Source organism: Actinacidiphila acididurans, assembly GCF_016918855.1.
GTDB classification, from domain to species: domain Bacteria; phylum Actinomycetota; class Actinomycetes; order Streptomycetales; family Streptomycetaceae; genus Actinacidiphila; species Actinacidiphila acididurans.
In genome coordinates, this window is the sequence record NZ_JADKYB010000011.1 from 135,138 (window position 1) to 154,271 (window position 19,134).

17 protein-coding genes are annotated in these 19,134 nt (G+C 74.3%); 12 read left to right on the top strand and 5 right to left on the bottom strand.

Annotated features, from left to right (window positions below):
* Nucleotides 1-9 precede the first annotated feature (9 nt).
* From pcaDC to ITX44_RS21275, 7 genes are all read left to right on the top strand, one after another.
* Nucleotides 10-1,305 (top strand): bifunctional 3-oxoadipate enol-lactonase/4-carboxymuconolactone decarboxylase PcaDC, encoded by a 1,296-nt coding sequence (gene pcaDC / locus ITX44_RS21245; protein ID WP_205358873.1) that lies wholly within the window; start codon nt 10-12, stop codon nt 1,303-1,305.
* 35 nt (nt 1,306-1,340) lie between these two features.
* Nucleotides 1,341-1,979 carry an MBL fold metallo-hydrolase gene (locus tag ITX44_RS21250; protein WP_205358874.1) on the top strand — a complete coding sequence of 213 codons (639 nt, stop codon included), beginning with the start codon at nt 1,341-1,343 and terminating at the stop codon, nt 1,977-1,979.
* A gap of 119 nt (nt 1,980-2,098) precedes the next feature.
* Nucleotides 2,099-2,908, top strand: a complete 810-nt coding sequence (locus ITX44_RS21255; protein ID WP_205358875.1) for an exodeoxyribonuclease III — start codon at nt 2,099-2,101, stop codon at nt 2,906-2,908.
* Nucleotides 2,909-3,056: 148 nt separating this feature from the next.
* The gene (locus ITX44_RS21260; protein ID WP_205358876.1) at nt 3,057-3,308 is read left to right on the top strand and encodes a TfoX/Sxy family DNA transformation protein; all 252 of its coding nucleotides are present in this window, start codon (nt 3,057-3,059) and stop codon (nt 3,306-3,308) included.
* 71 nt (nt 3,309-3,379) lie between these two features.
* Nucleotides 3,380-4,117 carry an amino acid ABC transporter ATP-binding protein gene (locus tag ITX44_RS21265; protein ID WP_307795408.1) on the top strand — a complete coding sequence of 246 codons (738 nt, stop codon included), beginning with the start codon at nt 3,380-3,382 and terminating at the stop codon, nt 4,115-4,117.
* Nucleotides 4,118-4,239: 122 nt separating this feature from the next.
* On the top strand, nt 4,240-5,613 hold the full coding sequence (locus ITX44_RS21270; RefSeq protein ID WP_205358877.1) for an NAD(P)/FAD-dependent oxidoreductase: 1,374 nt from the start codon (nt 4,240-4,242) through the stop codon (nt 5,611-5,613).
* The gene (locus ITX44_RS21275; protein ID WP_205358878.1) at nt 5,610-7,478 is read left to right on the top strand and encodes a transketolase; all 1,869 of its coding nucleotides are present in this window, start codon (nt 5,610-5,612) and stop codon (nt 7,476-7,478) included. Before ITX44_RS21270 ends, ITX44_RS21275 begins: the two co-directional genes overlap by 4 nt.
* A gap of 264 nt (nt 7,479-7,742) precedes the next feature.
* Here the strand turns inward: ITX44_RS21275 and ITX44_RS21280 are convergent, their stop codons facing one another.
* Nucleotides 7,743-8,138, bottom strand: coding sequence for a DUF6479 family protein (locus ITX44_RS21280; RefSeq protein WP_205358879.1), 396 nt, complete (start codon nt 8,136-8,138; stop codon nt 7,743-7,745).
* A 178-nt stretch (nt 8,139-8,316) separates the two neighbouring features.
* On the opposite strand from ITX44_RS21280, the gene ITX44_RS21285 reads away from it, so the two are divergent.
* On the top strand, nt 8,317-9,429 hold the full coding sequence (locus ITX44_RS21285) for a cation diffusion facilitator family transporter (protein WP_205358880.1): 1,113 nt from the start codon (nt 8,317-8,319) through the stop codon (nt 9,427-9,429).
* Between the two features lie 198 nt (nt 9,430-9,627).
* Complete coding sequence (locus ITX44_RS21290) at nt 9,628-10,383, top strand: ZIP family metal transporter (protein ID WP_205358881.1); 756 nt, start codon at nt 9,628-9,630, stop codon at nt 10,381-10,383.
* Here the strand turns inward: ITX44_RS21290 and ITX44_RS21295 are convergent.
* Nucleotides 10,352-11,110 carry a hypothetical protein gene (locus tag ITX44_RS21295; RefSeq protein ID WP_205358882.1) on the bottom strand — a complete coding sequence of 253 codons (759 nt, stop codon included), beginning with the start codon at nt 11,108-11,110 and terminating at the stop codon, nt 10,352-10,354. The genes ITX44_RS21290 and ITX44_RS21295 overlap by 32 nt on opposite strands.
* A gap of 108 nt (nt 11,111-11,218) precedes the next feature.
* Here ITX44_RS21295 and ggt point away from each other — a divergent pair, with 108 nt between their 5' ends.
* Nucleotides 11,219-13,081, top strand: a complete 1,863-nt coding sequence (gene ggt / locus ITX44_RS21300) for a gamma-glutamyltransferase (protein ID WP_205358883.1) — start codon at nt 11,219-11,221, stop codon at nt 13,079-13,081.
* A 102-nt stretch (nt 13,082-13,183) separates the two neighbouring features.
* On the opposite strand, the gene ITX44_RS21305 is transcribed toward ggt, so the two are convergent.
* The 3 genes from ITX44_RS21305 to ITX44_RS21315 all read right to left on the bottom strand — a co-directional run bounded on the left by ITX44_RS21305 (nt 13,184) and on the right by ITX44_RS21315 (nt 15,906).
* Nucleotides 13,184-13,744, bottom strand: coding sequence for an isochorismatase family protein (locus ITX44_RS21305; protein WP_205359028.1), 561 nt, complete (start codon nt 13,742-13,744; stop codon nt 13,184-13,186).
* Between the two features lie 279 nt (nt 13,745-14,023).
* Nucleotides 14,024-15,478 carry an MFS transporter gene (locus ITX44_RS21310; protein WP_307795409.1) on the bottom strand — a complete coding sequence of 485 codons (1,455 nt, stop codon included), beginning with the start codon at nt 15,476-15,478 and terminating at the stop codon, nt 14,024-14,026.
* Complete coding sequence (locus tag ITX44_RS21315; protein ID WP_205358884.1) at nt 15,475-15,906, bottom strand: MarR family winged helix-turn-helix transcriptional regulator; 432 nt, start codon at nt 15,904-15,906, stop codon at nt 15,475-15,477. Before ITX44_RS21315 ends, ITX44_RS21310 begins: the two co-directional genes overlap by 4 nt.
* A 184-nt stretch (nt 15,907-16,090) precedes the next feature.
* On the opposite strand from ITX44_RS21315, the gene ITX44_RS21320 reads away from it, so the two are divergent.
* Together ITX44_RS21320 and ITX44_RS21325 are read left to right on the top strand one after the other, a co-directional pair.
* The gene (locus ITX44_RS21320; protein ID WP_205358885.1) at nt 16,091-18,091 is read left to right on the top strand and encodes a hypothetical protein; all 2,001 of its coding nucleotides are present in this window, start codon (nt 16,091-16,093) and stop codon (nt 18,089-18,091) included.
* A 198-nt stretch (nt 18,092-18,289) separates the two neighbouring features.
* The gene (locus tag ITX44_RS21325) at nt 18,290-19,132 is read left to right on the top strand and encodes a nitrilase-related carbon-nitrogen hydrolase (protein WP_205358886.1); all 843 of its coding nucleotides are present in this window, start codon (nt 18,290-18,292) and stop codon (nt 19,130-19,132) included.
* Nucleotides 19,133-19,134: the final 2 nt, after the last annotated feature.

Below are 19,134 nucleotides of genomic sequence, written 5' to 3' on the forward strand. Positions count from 1 at the left end.
CGTGAGGCGATGAGCGAGGCAACCGAAGAGACCGGGTTCGACACCGGGTACGACGACGCGTACGAGGACCTGCTGCAGCCGCCGCTGCAGTACCGGTTCGACGGCCCGGACGACGCACCCGTGCTGGTGCTCGGACCGGCGCTGGGCGCCACCTGGCACATGTGGGACCGCCAGTTGCCCGTGCTGGGCGACACCTGGCGGCTCCTGCGGTACGAACTGCCCGGGCACGGCGGTGCCCCGGCCGAAGCCGCCTCCTCGGTCGACGACCTGGCCCGGCGGCTGCTGGCCGTGCTCGACGACGAGGGCATCGACACCTTCGGCTACGCCGGTTGCGGACTGGGCGCGGCCGTGGGCGCCCGGCTGGCCCTGCTGCGGCCGGACCGGGTCGCCGCGCTCGCCCTGGTCTCGGCCGCCGCTCGGTACGGCAGCTCCGACACCTGGCGGCAGCGCGGCGTGGTGGTCCGGGCGGGCGGGCTGGACCGTACCGCCACCGCCACCCCCGGGCGGTGGTTCACCGAGGCGTTCCTGGCCACCCAGCCGGCCATCGTGGAGTGGACCGTGCAGATGGTCCGCACCACGGACGCGGCCTGCTACGTGGCCGCCTGCGAGGCCCTGGCCGCCTTCGACATCCGCGACTCGCTGGGCAGCATCAGCGTGCCGACCCTGGTGGTGGCCGGCGCCGACGACACCGAGACGCCGCCGGCCGACGCCCGGCTGCTGGTGGCCGGCATCCCCGACGCGCGCCTGGCGGTGGTGCCCGCCACCGGGCACCTGGCGCCGGTGGAGGAGCCGAGCGCGGTCGGCGACCTGCTGCTGCGGCACTTCGAGAGCGCCTGGGCCGAGCGCACCCCGCCCGTCCCCTTCGCCCCGGCGCCGCCGCCGGTGCCGCCGCGCCCGGCCGTCCCGCCGCCGGCCGCGGTCCCCGTACCGGACCGGTACGAGGAGGGGCTGCGGCTGCGCCGGGACCTGCTGGGCGAGGCGGACGCGGCGGCGGCCGCCTCCGCGGGCGGCGGGTTCGGCGGGGACTTCGAGCAGTTCGCCACCCGCTGGGCGTGGGGCGAGACCTGGTCCCGCCCGGGCCTGGACCGCAAGGCCCGCAGCCTGGTCGCGCTGACCGCGCTGACCGCGAGCGGGCAGCTCGCCGAGGTGGCCGGCCACACCCGGGCCGCACTGCGCAGCGGCCTGACCCCGGCCGAGATCGAGGAAACGTTGCTGCATACAGCCCTCTACTGCGGTCTGCCCGCCGCCCGGGCCGCGCTGGCGGCCGCGCGGACCGCGATCGAGGAGGAGACCGGAGGGGCGTGAGGACCGGCGGGACGGCGGGGGGCAGGATGGGCGCCATGAAGCTGACCAAGAAACGGCACTCCTGCGTGCGGCTGGAGAAGGACGGACGCACCCTGGTCATCGACCCGGGCACCTTCAGCGAGGAGGACGCGGCGGTCGGCGCCGACGCCGTCCTCGTCACCCACGAGCACCTGGACCACTTCAACGAGGACCGGCTGCGGGCCGGCCTGGAGGCCAATCCGGCCGCCGAGCTGTGGACCCTGGCCAGCGTCGCCGACCAGGTCTCGGCCGCCTTCCCGGGCCGGGTGCACACCGTCGGCGAGGGCGACGCCTTCACCGCGGCCGGCTTCGAGGTCCAGGTGTACGGGCAGCTGCACGCCGTCATCCACCCCGACATCCCGCGGATCACCAACGTCGGCTACCTGGTCGACGGCTCCGTCTTCCACCCCGGCGACGCGCTGACCGTGCCCGGGCAGCGGATCGACACCCTGCTGCTGCCCGTGCACGCGCCCTGGAACAAGATCGCCGAGGTGATCGACTACGTCCGCGCGGTCAACCCGCGGCGCGCCGTCGACGTGCACGACTCCCTGCTCACCGAGCTGGCCCGGCCCATCTACGACATGCAGATCGGCGCCCTGGGCGGCGCCGAGCACGTCCGCCTGGCCCCCGGCGAGCAGCTCCCGGACGAGGCCTGAGCCCGGACCCGGAAGGGGACCCGAACCGGGCTCCGAAACGGGCCCGAACCGGGTCCTGAAACGGACCTGAACCGGGACCTGAACCGGGATTGTCGGACCCAACCGCTAGGTTGGTGGACATGCGGATCGCCACCTGGAACATCAACTCCATCACCGCCCGCCTGCCCCGGCTGCTGGCCTGGCTGGAGAGCAGCGGCACCGACGTGCTGTGCGTCCAGGAGACCAAGTGCACCGCCGAGCAGTTCCCGGCCGCGGAGCTGCGCGAGCTGGGGTACGAGGCGGCGGTCAACGCCGACGGGCGGTGGAACGGGGTGGCGGTGATATCCCGGGTGGGCCTGGACGAGGTGGTCCTCGGCCTGCCCGGCGACCCGGGCTACGAGGGCGCCACCGAGCCGCGGGCGGTCTCCGCCACCTGCGGCCCGGTCCGCGTCTGGTCGGTGTACGTGCCCAACGGCCGCGAGATCGGCCACGCGCACTACAGCTACAAGCTCGCCTGGTTCGAGGCGCTGACCGCGGCGGTGTCCGCGGACGCGGCCGGCCCGCGCCCCTTCGCGATCCTCGGCGACTACAACGTGGCACCCACCGACGAGGACGTCTTCGACCCGGCGTTCTTCGAGGGGCAGACCCACGTCACCCCCGCCGAGCGGGAGGCGCTGGCCGCGCTGCGCGGGACCGGCCTGAGCGACGTGGTGCCGCGCCCGCTGAAGTACGACCGGCCGTACACCTACTGGGACTACCGCCAGCTCAGCTTCCCCAAGAACAAGGGCATGCGCATCGACCTCGTCTACGGCAACGAGACCTTCGCCAAGGCGGTCGGTGACGCGTACGTGGACCGCGAGGAGCGCAAGGGCAAGGGCGCCTCGGACCACGCCCCGGTGGTGGTGGACCTGGAGGTGGACCCGGAGCGGGCCGGGGACCTGGCGGGGTGAACCGTCCTCACCACGGCGGGGGACCGCCACGGGCGTGTCAGCCCGGAACGGGCGGCGCCGCCCCGCGCCCGGTGCATGATGGCGCCACGGGGATACCCACCACACCCTGACGCTCCCTCATCCACCAGCTTCGCACCGGAGGCACGACGTGGACTCCCTTCAGCAGCTTCCGAACATCGGGGCCGTGCTCGCCGACCGGCTGCGCCGCGCCGGCGTGGGCGACGCGGGCGAACTGCGCCGCCTGGGCTCGGGCCGGGCCTTCGAGAAGATCCGGCCCGAGCTGCCCGAGGACGCCCGCACCCACACCCTGCTGGCGCTGGAAGGCGCGCTGCGGGGCATGCGGTGGACCGCGATCCCGCAGACCGAGCGGGATACGCTGGTCAGCCGGGTGCTGGGCTGACCGCACCCCCGGGTGCGCCGGCCGGCCGCCGCACCCGGCAGGCGCCGGCCGGGCGGGACGGACGGGAGAGCGTGGAACCACTGATCGTCCTCAGCGGCGTCAACAAGTACTTCGGTGACCTGCACGTGCTGCGGGACATCGACCTGACCGTGCGGCGCGGCGAGGTGGTGACCGTCCTCGGCCCGTCCGGCTCGGGCAAGTCCACGCTGTGCCGGACCATCAACCGGCTGGAGCCGGTGGACTCCGGGACCGTCGCCGTGGACGGCAGGCCGCTGCCGGCCGGCGGCCCCGAGCTGGCCGAGCTGCGCGCCGACGTCGGCATGGTCTTCCAGTCCTTCAACCTCTTCTCGCATCGCACCGTGCTGGAGAACGTCACCCTCGCCCCGATCAGGGTGCGCGGCCGGGACAAGGCCGAGGCCGAGCGCCGCGCCCGGGAACTGCTGGCCCGGGTCGGCGTCACCGGCCAGGACGAGAAGTACCCGCGGCAGCTCTCCGGCGGCCAGCAGCAGCGCGTCGCCATCGCCCGGGCCCTGGCCATGGACCCCAAAGCGCTGCTCTTCGACGAGCCCACTTCCGCGCTCGACCCCGAGATGATCAACGAGGTGCTCGAGGTCATGCGCGACCTCGCCGCCGGCGGCATGACCATGCTGGTCGTCACCCACGAAATGGGCTTCGCCCGATCGGCCGCGGACCGCGTGATCTTCATGGCCGACGGCCGCATACTCGAAGATCAGCCGCCCGAGCAGTTCTTCACGTCCCCCGCGACCGACCGCGCCCGCGACTTCCTGGCCAAGATCCTGCGGCACTGAGGCCCGCTCGGACGCGGGTCCGCGGGCGGAAGGCCCGTCCACGCTGCCGGAAACCCGCGGAGCAGTGCGTTCCGTTTGGGGCGGGCGCGGTCGGGCAGCCGGTCGGGGAGGAAGGAGCTCCCATGACCCGATCCCGAGTCGTGATCGTGGGCGCCGGTTTCGCCGGGTATCAGGCCGCCCGCGGGCTGATCCGGCACCGCGCGATGCGCGAGGAGACCGAGATCGTCCTGATCAACCCCACCGACTACTTCCTGTACCTCCCCCTGCTGCCGCAGGTCGCGGCCGGTCTGCTGGAACCGCGCCGGGTCTCCGTCTCGCTCCTGGCCACCCTGCCCGGGGTCCGGCTGGTGCTCGGCGAGGTCGACGGGGTGGACCTGGAGCGGCGCTCGGTGACGTACACCGGCCCCGAGGGGGACCGGGGCACCATGGGCTACGACCGGCTGCTGCTCACCGTGGGCAGCGTCAACAAGCTGCTCCCGGTCCCGGGCGTCGCCGAGCACGCGCACGGCTTCCGGGGCCTGCCCGAGGCGCTGTACCTGCGCGACCACATCACCCGGCAGATAGAGCTGGCCGCCGGCACCGACGACCCCGAGGAGTGCGCCGCGCGCTGCGCCTTCGTGGTGGTGGGCGCCGGCTACACCGGCACCGAGGTGGCCGCGCACGGCAAGCTCTACACCGACGTCCTCGCCCGCCGGCACCCCGTCCTGCGCCACCGCGACCTCCCGCGCTGGCTCCTGCTCGACATCGCCGACCGGGTGCTGCCCGAACTGGACCCGCGGCTGTCCCGCACCGCCGACCGCGTGCTGCGGCAGCGCGGCGTGGACGTACGCACCGGGCACTCGGTCAAGGAGGCGACCCGGGACGGGGTGCTGCTCGACACCGGCGAGTCCGTGCCCACCCGCACCCTGGTGTGGTGCGTGGGCGTACGCCCCGACCCGCTGGTCTCCGCGGTCGGGCTGCCGGAGGAGCGGGGCCGCCTGGTGGTCGGCCCCGACCTGATGGTCCCCGACCACCCCGACGTGTACGCGGCCGGTGACGCCGCGGCCGTACCGGACCTGACCCGGCCCGGCGCGTACACCCCGATGACCGCCCAGCACGCCTCCCGTCAGGGGAAGACCGCCGCCCGCAACATCGCCGCCTCGTACGGCTTCGGCGAGGCCGCCGCCTACCGCCACCACGACCTGGGCTTCGCCGTGGACCTCGGCGGGGTCAAGGCCGCCGCGAACCCGCTGGGCATGCCGCTGTCCGGGCCCGCCGCGGGCGCGGTCACCCGCGGCTACCACCTGCTGGCACTGCCCGGCGCGGGCAACCGGATCCGGGTCACCGCCGACTGGCTGCTGGACGCGGTACTGCCCCGCCAGTCGGTGCAGCTCGGCCTGGTCCGCTCCTGGGCGGTCCCGCTGGACACCGCCGCTCCCGAACTTCCGCGCCGGCCCGCGCAGGTCGCCCCGCACCCGGCCGGCCCCCATCCCCCGAAAGGAGATCCACCCTCATGACCCGTCCCGCAACCAAGGAACCCGCCCTCGACGACGCCCAGCTCGCCGACCTCGCCCAGCAACTGCGCGTGGACGCGGTGCGCGCCGCCGCGGCGGCCGGCTCGGGCCATCCCACCTCGTCGATGTCGGCCGCCGAGATCGGCGCGGTGCTGCTCGCCCGCCACCTGCGCTACGACTTCGACCACCCCGAACTCCCGGGCAACGACCACTTCATCCTGTCCAAGGGCCACGCCTCGCCGCTGCTGTACGCGATGTTCAAGGCGGCCGGCGCCATCACCGACGACGAACTCCTCACCTTCCGCACCCTCGGCAGCCGCCTGGAGGGCCACCCGACCCCGCGGCTGCCCTGGGTGGACGTGGCCACCGGATCGCTCGGCCAGGGCCTGCCCATCGGCGTGGGGGTCGCGCTGGCCGGCAAGCGGCTGGCCGATCTGCCGTACCGCACCTGGGTGCTGTGCGGGGACAGCGAGCTGGCCGAGGGCTCGGTGTGGGAGGCGTTCGAGGCCGCGGGCGCCGAGGGGCTGGACAACCTCACCGCGATCCTCGACATCAACCGGCTCGGCCAGCGCGGCCCCACCCGGCACCAGTGGGACCTGGACGCCTACGCCCGCCGGATCCGCGCCTTCGGCTGGAACACCGTGGAGATCGACGGCCACGACATCGACGCCGTCGACGAGGCGCTGGCCACCGCGCGCACCACCCGGGGCGTGCCGACCGCGGTCATCGCCCGTACCCACAAGGGCCGTGGAGTGGCCGAGGTCGAGGACAAGAACGGCTTCCACGGCAAGCCGCTGCCGCACCCGGACGAGGCGATCCGCGAGCTCGGCGGCCTGCGCGACCTGCACGTGCACGTCCGCGGCCCGGCCGAGGCCGAGCCGAGCCAGCCCGTCGGCGACCCGCGCACGCCCCTGCCGCACTACGACATCGGCGACTCGGTGGCCACTCGCACCGCCTTCGGCGAGGCGCTGACCGTGCTCGGCTCGCGCCGCGGTGACGTGGTCGTCCTCGACGGCGAGGTCGGCGACTCCACCAAGGCACAGCTCTTCGCCAAGGAGCACCCCGAGCGCTACCTGGAGTGCTACATCGCCGAGCAGCAGCTCGTCGCCGCCTCGGTCGGCGTCGGCGTGGCCGGCTGGAAGCCGTACGCCTCGACCTTCGCCGCCTTCCTCACCCGCGCCCACGACTTCCTGCGGATGGCCACCATCAGCCGCGCCGACCTCAACGTCGTCGGCTCGCACGCCGGTGTCTCCATCGGCGAGGACGGCCCGTCCCAGATGGCGCTGGAGGACCTGGCGATGATGCGGTCCCTGCACGGCAGCACCGTGCTCTACCCGTGCGACGCCAACCAGGCCGCCAAGCTCGTCGTCGCCATGGCCGACCGGCCCGGGATCACCTACCTGCGCACCACGCGCGGCGACACCCCGGTGATCTACGCCTCCGGTGAGGACTTCCCCATCGGCGGCAGCAAGCTGGTGCGCTCCGGCCCGGAGGACCAGGTCACCCTGATCGGCGCCGGCGTCACCCTGCACCGCGCTGTCGCGGCCGCCGAGATCCTGGCCCGCGAGGGCGTGGCGGCCCGGGTGATCGACCTCTACTCGGTCAAGCCGGTCGACGCCCAGACGCTGCGTGACGCCGCCGAGGCCACCGGCCGCTTCGTCACCGTCGAGGACCACCACCCGGAGGGCGGCCTCGCCGACGCCGTCCTGGAGTCCTTCGGCAACGGCCACCCGATGCCGCTGCTCACCCGGCTGGCCGTCCACACGATGCCCGGCTCGGCCACCCCCGACGAGCAGCTCCACGCCGCCGGTATCGACGCGGACGCGATCGCCGCCGCCGCCCGCAAGCTGGTCGCCACCCCGCGCTGAGCGCGTCCGTTCGTGGGTACGCGGGAGGGCCCGTGGCCCCGGTCCGGTGGGACCGGGGCAACGGGCCCTCGGCATGGATTTCGGATGCCGTCCTCCGCCGTACGCGCCCGGGTCCGCGGGGCCCCGGCCGGTGGCGCCCGGAACCGCAAGGCTCCGCAATGCGCGCGGTAGCGCCTGGGAGCCGCACGCCAGTGCTCGGAAGCGCAGAACGCCGGGGCCCCGGATGCCGTCCGGGGCCCCGGCGTTCTGCCGGAGAAGGAGACCTCAGTCCACGTTCGGGCCGCTGTGCCTGCGCGGTGTCGTACGCACCCTGCCCTGGCGGACGCCGGACGGCGAGATCTCGTGCGGGAGCCTGCGGCGGCCGTCCCGCGGCATCTCGTCCGGGCGCGGCTGGCGCGACTCGTGGGTGCGCGGCCCGCTGTCCTGGTGGCCGGGACCGTGGTCCTCGGCCGCCGGCCCGGTCTCGTGCTCCTGACGGGTCTGCCACGCGCCCTGCCTGGGCCGGTCGCCCTTCGGCGGGGCCGGCTCACGGCGACGCATGCCGACCCACACCGCGAGGATCAGCACAGCGACGACGCCCACCCCGATGATCATCGGCCCGAGGCCCACCCAGTAGCCGTTCGATGCCAGGTGGACGGTGTGCTGGTCGAGACCGGACATACTCAGCACCTCCCTCTACAGGTGCGGATGCCCTGGATTCCGCAGGGAACACGACACATGTGCGGCGAGCGAAGTCCAGATGCTCACATCATGCACCCGAATGGGGTGCTCTGCGCGGTTCCGGGGGGATTTCGGGGCGGTGCAAGGGGCTCGCCGCGGGATCTCCGAGGGAGGACGCATGGCAGGGCCCGGCCAGGGCGAGGGTGACGGCCGCAAGCAGGTAGGGACGACCGGTGGCGCGAGCGGCACCGTCGAAAGGATCGAGGGGGCCGAGGGGGCCGAGGGGGCCGAGGGGGCCGAGGGGGCCGAGGGGGCCGGGGGAGAGGGGCCGTCCCGTACGGCGGAGCCCGGCAGCAGGCCGCAGCACGCCGACGGCGGGCCGTCCGCGGGGGCGTCCCGCGACGAGGGGACCAAGGGCGCCGTGCTGGTGGCCCTCGCCGCCAACCTGCTGATCGCCGCCGCCAAGTGCGCGGCCGGCGTGTTCGCCCACTCACCGGCGCTGCTCTCCGAGGCCGCGCACTCGGTCGCCGACAGCCTCAACGAGGTGTTCCTGCTCACCTCGCTGCGCCGCAGCCGCCGCGCCCCGGACGACGAGCACCCCTTCGGCTACGGCAAGGAGCGCTACTTCTGGTCGCTGCTGGCCGCCGTCGGGATCTTCGTACTGGGCGGCTGCTTCTCCTTCTACCAGGGCCTGCACGCCCTGAACGACCACGGCCACGAGAGCCGGTCCGGCTACCTCGCGGGCCTGGCCGTCCTGCTGGTCGCCCTGGTCTCCGAGGGCGCCTCCCTGCTCAAGGCGGCCCGCCAGGCCCGTACGGCCGGCGGCGCCGGGGACCCCGCGCTGCGCACCGTCCTCGCAGAGGACGGCACCGCCGTGATCGGTGTCCTCTTCGCCGCCGCCGGCATCATCGCCCACATGGTCACCGGCAGCCCGGTCGGCGAGGCGGCCGCCTCCATGGCCATCGGCGTCCTCCTGATGGTCGTCGCCTCCGGCCTCGGCCGCACCGCCCACCGCCAGCTCATCGGCGCCGCCGTCGACCCCAGGCTCCGCACCCAGATAAAGGAGCTGCTGGCCGCCCAACCCGAAATCGACACGGTGGAGGAACTCCTCACCATGTCCCTCGGCCTCGACTCCGTCCTCGTCGCCGCCCGCATCGACCTCCTCCCCGGCCTCGACAGCGAACAGGTCGAACTCGTCAGCCTCCGCATCCGCACCACCATCCACCACCACTGGCCCACCGCCGACCGCGTCTTCCTCGACATCACCGACTCCGCCCACGAACGCACCTGACCAGCACCAAATGCCGGGCCTGCCGGTACCGATCCTGAGCCCGCACAAAATCCTGACCCTGTCCGACCGGCACCAAAACCGAGCCCGCCCGGCGATTGAGGGCACAAGCCCGGACGCAGCCGCACCCATCCCCCCGGCCCCTGCCAGGTAAGGGCACCCTGAGTCGCAAAGCCGCCGCCAGTCATGGATCATTTCTGCATGCCGGTCCTCATAGCCACCTGCGCCTTCGCCATGACCCTGGTGGGCGGTCTTGTCGCGCAGCGCATCGGCGACCGCCGGCATCTGGTGCTGGGGCTGGCCGCCGGCCTGATGCTCGGCGTGGTCGGCTTCGACCTGCTGCCCGAAGCGCTGGACACCCAGCCGCGGCACATCTTCGGCGTGCCCGCGGCCCTGCTGATGTTCGTGTGCGGCTTCCTCGCCCTGCACATCGTGGAGCGCTCGGTGGCCATCCACCGCGCCCACGAAGGGGTGGAGTACGCCCGCCACACCCATGGTCACGGGCACGCCCACGACCCGGTCCAGGGCATCGGCCTGGCCGCCGCGGCCGCGCTGGTGGGGCACAGTGTGATGGACGGCTTCGCCATCGGCGCCGCCTTCCAGGCCGGGAACACCGTCGGCATCGTGGTGGCCATCGCCGTGGTCAGCCACGACTTCGCCGACGGCTTCAACACCTACACGATCACCCGGCTGTACGGGAACGGCCGCCGCCGGGCGCTCGCCCTGCTCACCGCAGACGCCCTCGCGCCGGTGGTGGGCGCCGCGGTCACCCTCGCCTTCACCATCCCGTCCGGCGCGCTCGGCCTCTACCTCGGCTTCTTCGCCGGCTTCCTGCTCTACCTGGCGACCTCCGACATCCTCCCCGAGGCGCACAGCCCGCACCCGTCCAGCTCCACCCTGCTGTGCACGGTCCTCGGCGCCGGCCTCATGTGGCTGGTGATCGGTCTTGCCGACTGACCCGCCCGGTCGACGTCGCCGCCTTGGTGACGTCGGCGACCATCTCCACCACGTCGGAGCCGTACGCCTGGGAGTTCACCACCCGCAGCAGCAGGCAGAAGGTGCCGTCCACCCCGTACTTGCGGGCCAGCCGGGCGTGGTTGCGGGCCAGGTAGCGGGTCGCGGCCTGGTCGGCGATGCCGCGCTGGCCCGACGACAGGAACACCGGCCGGTCGTTGCCCGAGTCGCCGGCCGCGGCCAGCCGGGCCAGCAGGACGTGCTCCACCGCCCCCTTCTCCAGCCGGTAGACGTCCTTGCCGACGGTGATCGCGCCCTGGTCCGGGCTCGGCGCGGGGTCCACGTTCACCTCGATGCCCGGCAGCATCGAACGCAGGTGCGCCGCCAGCCGTATGTTCGTCGCCGGGCTGCCGATGCAGAACTCGGTCCGCGCCCCGAAGCCCTGCCAGGACGTGTCGTGCGCCAGTATCTCGGCGTGCGCGCCGCACTCCTGGACCACCGCGGCCAGTTCCAGCAGCGCGAAGGCGTCGTGCCGGGCCAGGCTCCAGCCCCTCGCGCCCTGGTCGCGCGGCACCACCAGCAGGCACTCCGACTCCTTGGGCAGCCCGAAGAACCGCTGTTTGCGCTGCAGTCTTCGGCGCCACATGACGCCGCGGACCAGCCAGCCGGCCACCAGACCGATCACCAGGGCCGCCAGGACCAGGACGAGGTTGCGCAGGTCGTCGCTCATGGCGCGGCATCGTAGCGGTGTTCGAGTCTCCTCGCCGCTACGCCCTCCTGACGGGACGGTTGAGGTGAAGTTACGCTGCCGGGACGCTCGTTGAGTGGAGGGTTCCACATGACTCGGCACTTGCGGCGCAACCGCCGTGATCAATCGCACACTCCCGCACACCGCACGAAGCCCCGCAGACCCGGTCTGCGGGGCGTCGCCGTTCTCGCCGTCACCGCCGCCGTGGGGGCGATCACCGCCGCGGCCCCGGCCCCCCACGATCCCGCGCCGCCGCCGGCCAAGAGCCCGCTGGCGGTCGGCTACGGAGGGGCCGTGGCCAGCGTGGACGCCGACGCGTCGGCGGCCGGCATCGAGGTGCTGCGCAAGGGCGGGAACGCGGTGGACGCCGCGGTGGCCACCGCCGCCGCCCTCGGCGTCACCGAGCCGTACTCCTCCGGCATCGGCGGGGGCGGCTACTTCCTGTACTACGACGCCCGCCGGCACCAGGTGTTCACCATCGACGGCCGCGAGACCGCCCCGGCCAGCGCCACCGACCAGCTCTTCGTGGAGAACGGCAAGCCGCTGGCCTTCGCCGACGCGGTCACCAGCGGCCGCAGCGTGGGCGTGCCCGGCACGGCCGCCACCTGGCAGACCGCCCTGGACTCCTGGGGCACCCGCTCGCTGGGCGACGTGCTGCGGCCGGCCGAGCGGATCGCCCGCGACGGCTTCACGGTGGACGCCACCTTCAACTCCCAGACCGCGGCGAACCAGGACCGGTTCAAGGACTTCCCGGCCACCGCCGCGATCTTCCTGCCCGGCGGTCAGCCGCCCGCGGTCGGCACCACCCTGCGCAACCCCGACCTCGCCCGCACCTACCAGGAACTGGGCGCCAAAGGCATCGGCGCGATCTACCACGGCGACATCGGCGCCGACATCGTGTCGACGGTCCGCAAGCCCCCGGTCGACCCGGCCGCCACCCGCGTGGTGCGCACCGGCGACATGACCACCGCGGACCTGGCCGCGTACGCCACCAGGAAGCAGCCGCCCACCCACACCACCTACCGCGGCCTGGACGTCTACGGTCCCGCGCCGTCGTCCTCCGGCGGCACCACGGTGGCCGAGGCGCTCAACATCCTGGAGCACACCGACCTGGCGCACGCCTCGCAGACGCAGTACCTGCACCACTTCCTCGAGGCCAGCCGGATCGCGTTCGCCGACCGCGGCCGCTGGGTCGGCGACCCGGCCTTCGAGCAGGTGCCCACCGCGGGTCTGACCTCGAAGTCCTTCGCGGCCTCCCGGGCCTGCCTGATCAAGGACGACGCGGTGCTCACCAGCCCGCTCGCGCCGGGCGACCCCGCGCATCCCGTGCCCTGCGGCGGCACCGGCACCGCGGCGCCCACCACGTACGAGGGCGACAACACCACGCACCTCACGGTCGCCGACAAGTGGGGCGACGTCGTCGCCTACACGCTCACCATCGAGCAGACCGGCGGCAGCGCCATCACGGTGCCGGGCCGCGGCTTCCTGCTCAACAACGAGCTGACCGACTTCTCCTTCGTGCCGGCCAGCCCGAGTGTGCACGACCCGAACCTGCCCGGCCCGGGCAAACGCCCGCGCTCGTCGATCTCGCCGACCATCGTGCTCAAGGACGGCCGGCTCGACTTCGCGACGGGCTCGCCGGGCGGCGCGACCATCATCACCACGGTGCTCCAGGTGCTCACCGAGCACATTGACCGCGGCCTGCCGCTGGTGGACGCGATCGCCGCGCCCCGGGCCAGCCAGCGCAACGCGGCGACCACCGAGCTGGAGCCGGCCCTGTGGAACAGCCCGCTCAAGGCCGACCTGGAACGGATCGGCCACCAGTTCACGCAGAACCCGGAGATCGGCGCGGCCACCGGCGTGCAGCGGCTGCCGGACGGCCGGTGGCTGGCCGCGGCCGAGCCGGTACGCCGCGGCGGCGGCTCGGCGATGGTGGTCAGTCCGGCCCACTGACCCGGCCCGGACAGGCCGACGCGGACAGGCCGACGCGGACAGGCCGGCCCGGCGGCCAGGGCCCACGCCCCGGCCGCCGGGCCGGACCGACTGCTCCCGCGTTCAGGCGGTCGCGGCGGGCAGCAGCGCGAGGACGTCCGCGGCGCTGCCCGTCTCACCGAGCCGGGGGAAGATCTTGGCCACCGAGTTGGCGTGCGCCTCGGCGTCGGTGTCGGTCACCGCGTCGGTGACGACGGTGACGTTGTAGCCGTGCTCGTACGCGGAGCGTGCCGTGGACTCCACACCGATGCTGGTGGAGATGCCGGTGAGCACGATCTGGGTGACCCCGCGGCGGCGCAGCTCCAGGTCGAGGGCGGTGCCGTGGAAGGCGCCCCACTGGAGCTTGGTGACCGCGATGTCGCCGGGCTGCCGGTTCAGCTCCGGGACCAGCAGGTCCCAGCCCTCCGGCAGCGAGCCGCGCATCGGGGACTCGGTGCGGCCCGGGGCCATGCCCGAGACGTTCACCAGGACGACAGGCAGGCCGCGCTCCCGGAAGGCCGCGGCCAGCTCCGCGCTGCGGGCCACGACCTCCTTCGCCGGGTGCGCGGTGGGCAGCCCGACGATGCCCTGCTGGAGGTCGATCACGACGAGCGCGGTACGGGGGTCGAGTGTGGTGGCGGTCATGCGGTGGTTCTCCTCGGTGGTGCGGGTCGTCATGGGTGTGCGGTGGTTCATGGGCGACGGGTGATCGACGCGCGGACGGTCCGGGATCCGGGCGGCGAACCCGGAGTGCCAGCGGCGAGCCCGGAGTACCAAGGGGCGCGGGGCTGCCTCTGATCTGCGGATGGCGCCGCGTGGGCGCGACCGGCCCAACGCCGGGCGAGAGCCCGGGTACCACGGGTGGCGGCAGACGGGTGCGTGCCCCCGGGCGCAGGGGAAGGGCCGGAGCCCACGAAGGAGCGGTCACGCACCCTGCCGCCCCCGAAGCGCTCGGTCCAGCAGGGTGAGCAGCAGGACGGCCAGGCTCAGGACGGCGGCGGTCGCCGCCATCGCGTGCAGGCCGGAGTCGGTGGCGCGCTGCCCGTAGAACAGGCCGATCAGGCTGGCCGCGGTGATCGCGCCCACGTACTGCGCGGTGCGCTGGAGTCCGGCCGCGGCGCCGATCTCGCCGGCGGGCGCCTGCGCGTACACCGCGGCCTGGTTGCCGGTCGAGCTCAGCCCCTGCGGCAGGCCGAACAGCGCGCCCGCCGCGCCCAGGGCCAGTGCCGGCCAGGTGTGCCCGGCCAGCAGCAGCACCGCGCTGCCGGCCACCAGCAGCACCGCCGCCAGGCCGAGCGGCGCGCGGATGCTCCTGGTGCGCGCGCCCAGCAGCGATGTCACCATCGCGGCCGCCGACATGGGCAGTACCAGCAGCCCGGCCCGGGCGGAGGAGTAGCCGTGCGCCTCCTCCAGCCACTGCGCGTACCCGTACATCACGCAGTAGATGACCAGGTACGTCATGCCGTGCCGCAGATAGGTGACGCTCAGCGGCCGGTTGCGGGCCAGCATGCGCAGGTCCAGGAAGGGGGCCTTGCGGCGCAGCTCCCAGCCGGCCAGGGCCGCGGCCAGCACGACGGCCAGGGCGAGCAGCGGCCACTGGGGCGCGTCCAGCTTCATCAGGAAGAACAGCAGGACGGTCAGGACCGCGGCGAAGAGGGTGATGCCGAGCGGGTCGAGGGAGCGTTCCGTACCGGCCGCGCGAGCCCCTTCCGTGCCGGCGGCGCGGGAGCCGGCCGGGCGCGGGCGCGACACCGGCAGCCAGGCCGCGGCCAGTACGAAGGCGAGTCCGGCCAGCGGGATGTTGACGGCGAAGACGGCCCGCCAGCCCAGGGTGGCCGACAGCACTCCGCCCAGCACCGGGCCGATCGCCGCGCTGGACAGGCCGGCCAGGGACAGCAGCCCCAGCACGGGGCGCGGGGTCGGGACGCCCACCTCCTCGGAGTGCGCCCGCAGCAGGGCCATCGCCGCCGGATACGCCGCCGAGGTGCCGACGCCGAGCAGCACCCGCGAGACGATCAGCCAGCTCAGGGCCGGTGCCAGCATGCCCACCGCGCCGGCCGCGGCCACGATCAGCAGCCCGGCCAGGAACACCCGGCGCGCCCCGAGCCGGTCGGCCAGCCTGCCCATCGCGGGCTGGGCGACGGCGCTGGCCAGATACAGGCTCGACACCAGCCAGGCGGTCTGCGCGGCCCCGGCGTGGAAGCTGTGGCCGATGGCCACCAGGGCGGTGGCGATCATCGTGGAGTTCACCGGGTTGAGCACCGAGCCGAGCATGAGGGGCGTGACCAGGCGCGCGCCGAAGGCCCGCCCGGGGGACGCCGGCTTGCCGCCGGTGACGGCGGGAAGCGCGGAGTGCCGGTGACCGAGCCCTGCGGTCACTGCTGCACCAGCTTGCGCAACAGCGGCAGGGCGGCGTCGAGCGTGTCCTGCTCGTCCGCCGTCAGCCCGGCGCCGATCGCCTCGGCCAGCCAGCCGCGCCGGGCCCTGCGGCCCGACCCGCGCAGCTCGACGCCGGCTTCGGTGAGCGAGAAGACCACCTGGCGGCCGTCGGTCGGATGCGGGGCGCGGGCCACCAGGCCGCGCTCCTCCAGGGCGGCGAGCGTCATCCGCATCGACTGCGGCCGCACCAGCTCGGCGCGGGCCAGGTCGGCGGTGGTCGCCGGGCCTTCCTGGTCCAGCCGGGCCATCGCGGACGTCTGCGACGGGGTCAGCGCCCCCTCCGCGGAGGCCACGCGCAGCCGCCGCTGGAGCTGCGAGACAAGTGTCGTCAGCTCGTCGGCGATGCGGGCCTGGTCCTGGTTCGGCATAATCCCAGCGTAGAGCTTCGACAGGAAAACTTGCAAGTTTGCCTGTCGAATCGCGTCGCTGCCGGAAAACTGTCCGTAGCAGGGCCGTAACGCGCCGGGTGTGCAATGGCCGACCGGATTCGAAGGACGCGAAGGAGCGGATCCGCGGGAATCGGATTCGACGCGGTTGACGGCCGAGGATGTGATGGCGACGGAACTGGCGGGTGCGGCGACGGACTTCACGTACTGGTTCCGATCCCTGGTCGCCGCCCTCGGCGACCGGCCGGGCTGGTACGGGGTGTTCGCCGCGCGGGAGCCGGGCGCGGCGGCCGCGTTCGAGGGCGGTACGGACCTGCCGCCGTGGGACGTGGTGCGCGCCCTGCTGCACGACCTGGCGGCGGCGCGCGGCGGCCCGCCGCAGGACGCCGAACTGGCCCGGGCCCGCGCCCTCCACCAGGCCGCCGTCACCGTCTGGGACGCCGTCCCCGGCGCCGACCGGGCCCTGCGCGCCCGCATGACCGCGGCCGTACGGGTCCGCGACGCGGCCGTCCTGCGTGAGCGCGAGGCGACCCGCGCCCGCGACCAGGCCGCCCGCCACCCCGGCAACCCCGCCACCGCCCGCCTCGCCAACGCCCTGGCCTGGGCCCGCGACGACCGCGAACGCGCGGTCGCCCGCTACGACGAACTCACCCGCCGCCTGGCCGCCCTGACCCCGCCCCCGACCGACGGCCGCCCCCTCTTCCGCGACGAGACGGCGCCGCCGCCGTCCGGAGGAGCGGCGGGCGGGTCGGTCCCGCCGGGTCGGGCCGGGGCGTGGGAACGCTTCGGGCCGGGTGTCCCGGCGCAGGGCGGATCGCCGCACCCGGCGGCCGCGGGGGAGTACGTACCGGCCGGCGCGGCATTCGCGGGGGAGCGGCGCGGACCGGGTCCCGTACCGGAGTACGTCGCGGGCCAGGACCAAGCGCCGGCGCCGCAGACGGCTGCGTCGCCGTCCGGGGGCGCGGCGGGCGGCTCGGTTCCGCGGGGTCCGGCCGGGGCGTGGGAACGGTTCGGGCCGGGTGTCCCGGCACAGAGCGCATTGCCGCACCCGGCGGCCGCCGCGGAGTACGTCGCAGGCCAGGACCACGCGCCGGCGCCGCGACGACCGGCGGCGGCCGCGTCGAACCCGGGCGCCGTACCGCACCGAGCCGGGCCGACGAGCGGGATACCCGCACCGCATGACGCCGGGTCCGACGAGAGCGCCGACCCGGGCCGGATTCCCGGCTCAGCCGGTGCTCGGGTACCCCTACCCCACCAGGCCGGTCCCGACGAGGGCACCGGCCCCGAGCCGGAGGAGCCGGCGGCCAGGTCCGCACGGCCCGGGCGGGTCGCGTCCTGGGCCGGCGGGGCAGGACGGAAGCGGGGCGGCGGGCGGGGCACCCGGCCGCGTGGGGCGCGGTTCGCCGGGGCGTACGAGGAGGCGGGCGAGGACACGCCCGTGGTGCCGGTCGTGCCGGTGACCCCCGAGCCCGCGCCGCGCGGCGCGCGGTTCGCCGGAGCGCCCACCGCGGCGCAGGGGCGTACCGAAGCCGTGCCCGTGACCACCGCAGAGCCTGCGGTCGCGACCCCGCGCGGGGCCCGGTTCGCGGGCGCGCCCGAGGCCGCCGCCGCACCCTCCAGGCCGCAGTTGGCCGACCCGCGCTGGACGGCGGAGGCGCAGGCGTACGCGACCCGGCTCGGCGACCTGCGCCGGGCCGGGCAGAGCGGGGCCGCCTACGTGGCCCTGTGCGAAGCCGCAGAGGGCCCGGCCCAGCGGCTGCCCTACCTCGTACGCGCCCTGGAGCACGCCGGGCTCGGCGCCGACGCGGCGACCTTGCTGTGGGAGTCCGCGGCCCTGCCCCCGGCGCCGCTGGCCGCAGCCGCCGCGGCCCTGTCCGCCGAGGGCCGGGGCGAGGACTGCCGCACCCTGCTCCACCAGGCCGCGGCCCGGCCGCCGGCCGACATCGCGCTGGTGGCCGATGCCCTCACCGGCGCCGGCCACCACGACGAGGCGGCCGAACTCCTGGCGACCCTCGCGCGTACCCGGTCCACCGAGGACGCCGCCGCCGTGGTCCGTGCCCGCCCCGCCCTGGCCGCCGCCCTGCTGACGGCCTCGGCCCGCGTGTCCACCTCACGCCGCCGGGACATCGCCGCGGCCCTGCGCCGGGCCGGCCTGCCCGCCCCCTGAGCCATGTCCACCCGCACCACCGGGCGGCAGACCCCGTCCGGCGGACACCCGAACGGGTCAGCGGGCAGCGAAATGCAAACGTCTTCCTGCGGTAACGGCAGCGGTCTTGCCACAGTGGGCGGTGCGCTTCTACGTTCGTCCCCACGGCGGGATCTACGTGCGTAGAACCGGCGTGACGTCACGTCAGAGGAGCTTGCCATGAGCAATGTCGTGCGTGCCGCACTGGTCCAGGCCACCTGGACCGGTGACACCGAGTCGATGATCGCCAAGCACGAGGAACACGCGCGGGCGGCCGCCGCCCAGGGCGCCAAGGTGATCGGCTTCCAGGAGGTGTTCAACAGCCCTTACTTCTGCCAGGTCCAGGAGGCCGAGCACTATCAGTGGGCCGAACCCGTCCCGGACGGCCCCACGGTCACCCGGATGCAGGCCCTGGCCCGCGAGACGGGCATGGTCATGGTCGTCCCGGTCTTCGAGATCGAGCAGTCCGGCTTCTACTACAACACCGCCGCCGTGATCGACGCCGACGGCACGTACCTCGGCAAGTACCGCAAGCACCACATCCCGCAGGTCAAGGGCTTCTGGGAGAAGTACTACTTCAAGCCCGGCAATCTCGGCTGGCCGGTCTTCGACACCGCCGTCGGCCGCATCGGCGTCTACATCTGCTACGACCGCCACTTCCCCGAGGGCTGGCGCGCCCTGGGCCTGGCCGGCGCCCAGCTGGTCTACAACCCCAGCGCCACCAGCCGCGGCCTGTCCGCGTACCTGTGGCAACTGGAGCAGCCCGCCGCGGCCGTGGCCAACGAGTACTTCATCGCCGCGATCAACCGGGTCGGCCAGGAGCCGTACGGTGACAACGACTTCTACGGCACCAGTTACTTCGTGGACCCGCGCGGTCAGCTCGTCGGCGACGCCGCCTCCGACACCAAGGAGGAACTCGTGGTCCGCGACCTGGACTTCGGGCTGATCGACGAGGTACGCCAGACCTGGGCGTTCTACCGCGACCGCCGCCCGGACGCCTACGGCACCCTGACGGAGGCGTGAGC

Excerpts from the sequence above, each read along its gene's own strand:
- pcaDC (WP_205358873.1), top strand. The coding sequence starts at position 10 with ATGAGCGAGGCAACCGAAGAGACCGGGTTCGACACCGGGTACGACGAC.
- ITX44_RS21250 (WP_205358874.1), top strand. The coding sequence starts at position 1,341 with ATGAAGCTGACCAAGAAACGGCACTCCTGCGTGCGGCTGGAGAAGGAC.
- ITX44_RS21255 (WP_205358875.1), top strand. The coding sequence starts at position 2,099 with ATGCGGATCGCCACCTGGAACATCAACTCCATCACCGCCCGCCTGCCC.
- ITX44_RS21270 (WP_205358877.1), top strand. The coding sequence starts at position 4,240 with ATGACCCGATCCCGAGTCGTGATCGTGGGCGCCGGTTTCGCCGGGTAT.
- ITX44_RS21275 (WP_205358878.1), top strand. The coding sequence starts at position 5,610 with ATGACCCGTCCCGCAACCAAGGAACCCGCCCTCGACGACGCCCAGCTC.
- ITX44_RS21280 (WP_205358879.1), bottom strand. The coding sequence starts at position 8,138 with ATGTCCGGTCTCGACCAGCACACCGTCCACCTGGCATCGAACGGCTAC.
- ITX44_RS21285 (WP_205358880.1), top strand. The coding sequence starts at position 8,317 with ATGGCAGGGCCCGGCCAGGGCGAGGGTGACGGCCGCAAGCAGGTAGGG.
- ITX44_RS21290 (WP_205358881.1), top strand. The coding sequence starts at position 9,628 with ATGCCGGTCCTCATAGCCACCTGCGCCTTCGCCATGACCCTGGTGGGC.
- ITX44_RS21295 (WP_205358882.1), bottom strand. The coding sequence starts at position 11,110 with ATGAGCGACGACCTGCGCAACCTCGTCCTGGTCCTGGCGGCCCTGGTG.
- ggt (WP_205358883.1), top strand. The coding sequence starts at position 11,219 with ATGACTCGGCACTTGCGGCGCAACCGCCGTGATCAATCGCACACTCCC.
- ITX44_RS21305 (WP_205359028.1), bottom strand. The coding sequence starts at position 13,744 with ATGACCGCCACCACACTCGACCCCCGTACCGCGCTCGTCGTGATCGAC.
- ITX44_RS21315 (WP_205358884.1), bottom strand. The coding sequence starts at position 15,906 with ATGCCGAACCAGGACCAGGCCCGCATCGCCGACGAGCTGACGACACTT.
- ITX44_RS21320 (WP_205358885.1), top strand. The coding sequence starts at position 16,091 with ATGGCGACGGAACTGGCGGGTGCGGCGACGGACTTCACGTACTGGTTC.
- ITX44_RS21325 (WP_205358886.1), top strand. The coding sequence starts at position 18,290 with ATGAGCAATGTCGTGCGTGCCGCACTGGTCCAGGCCACCTGGACCGGT.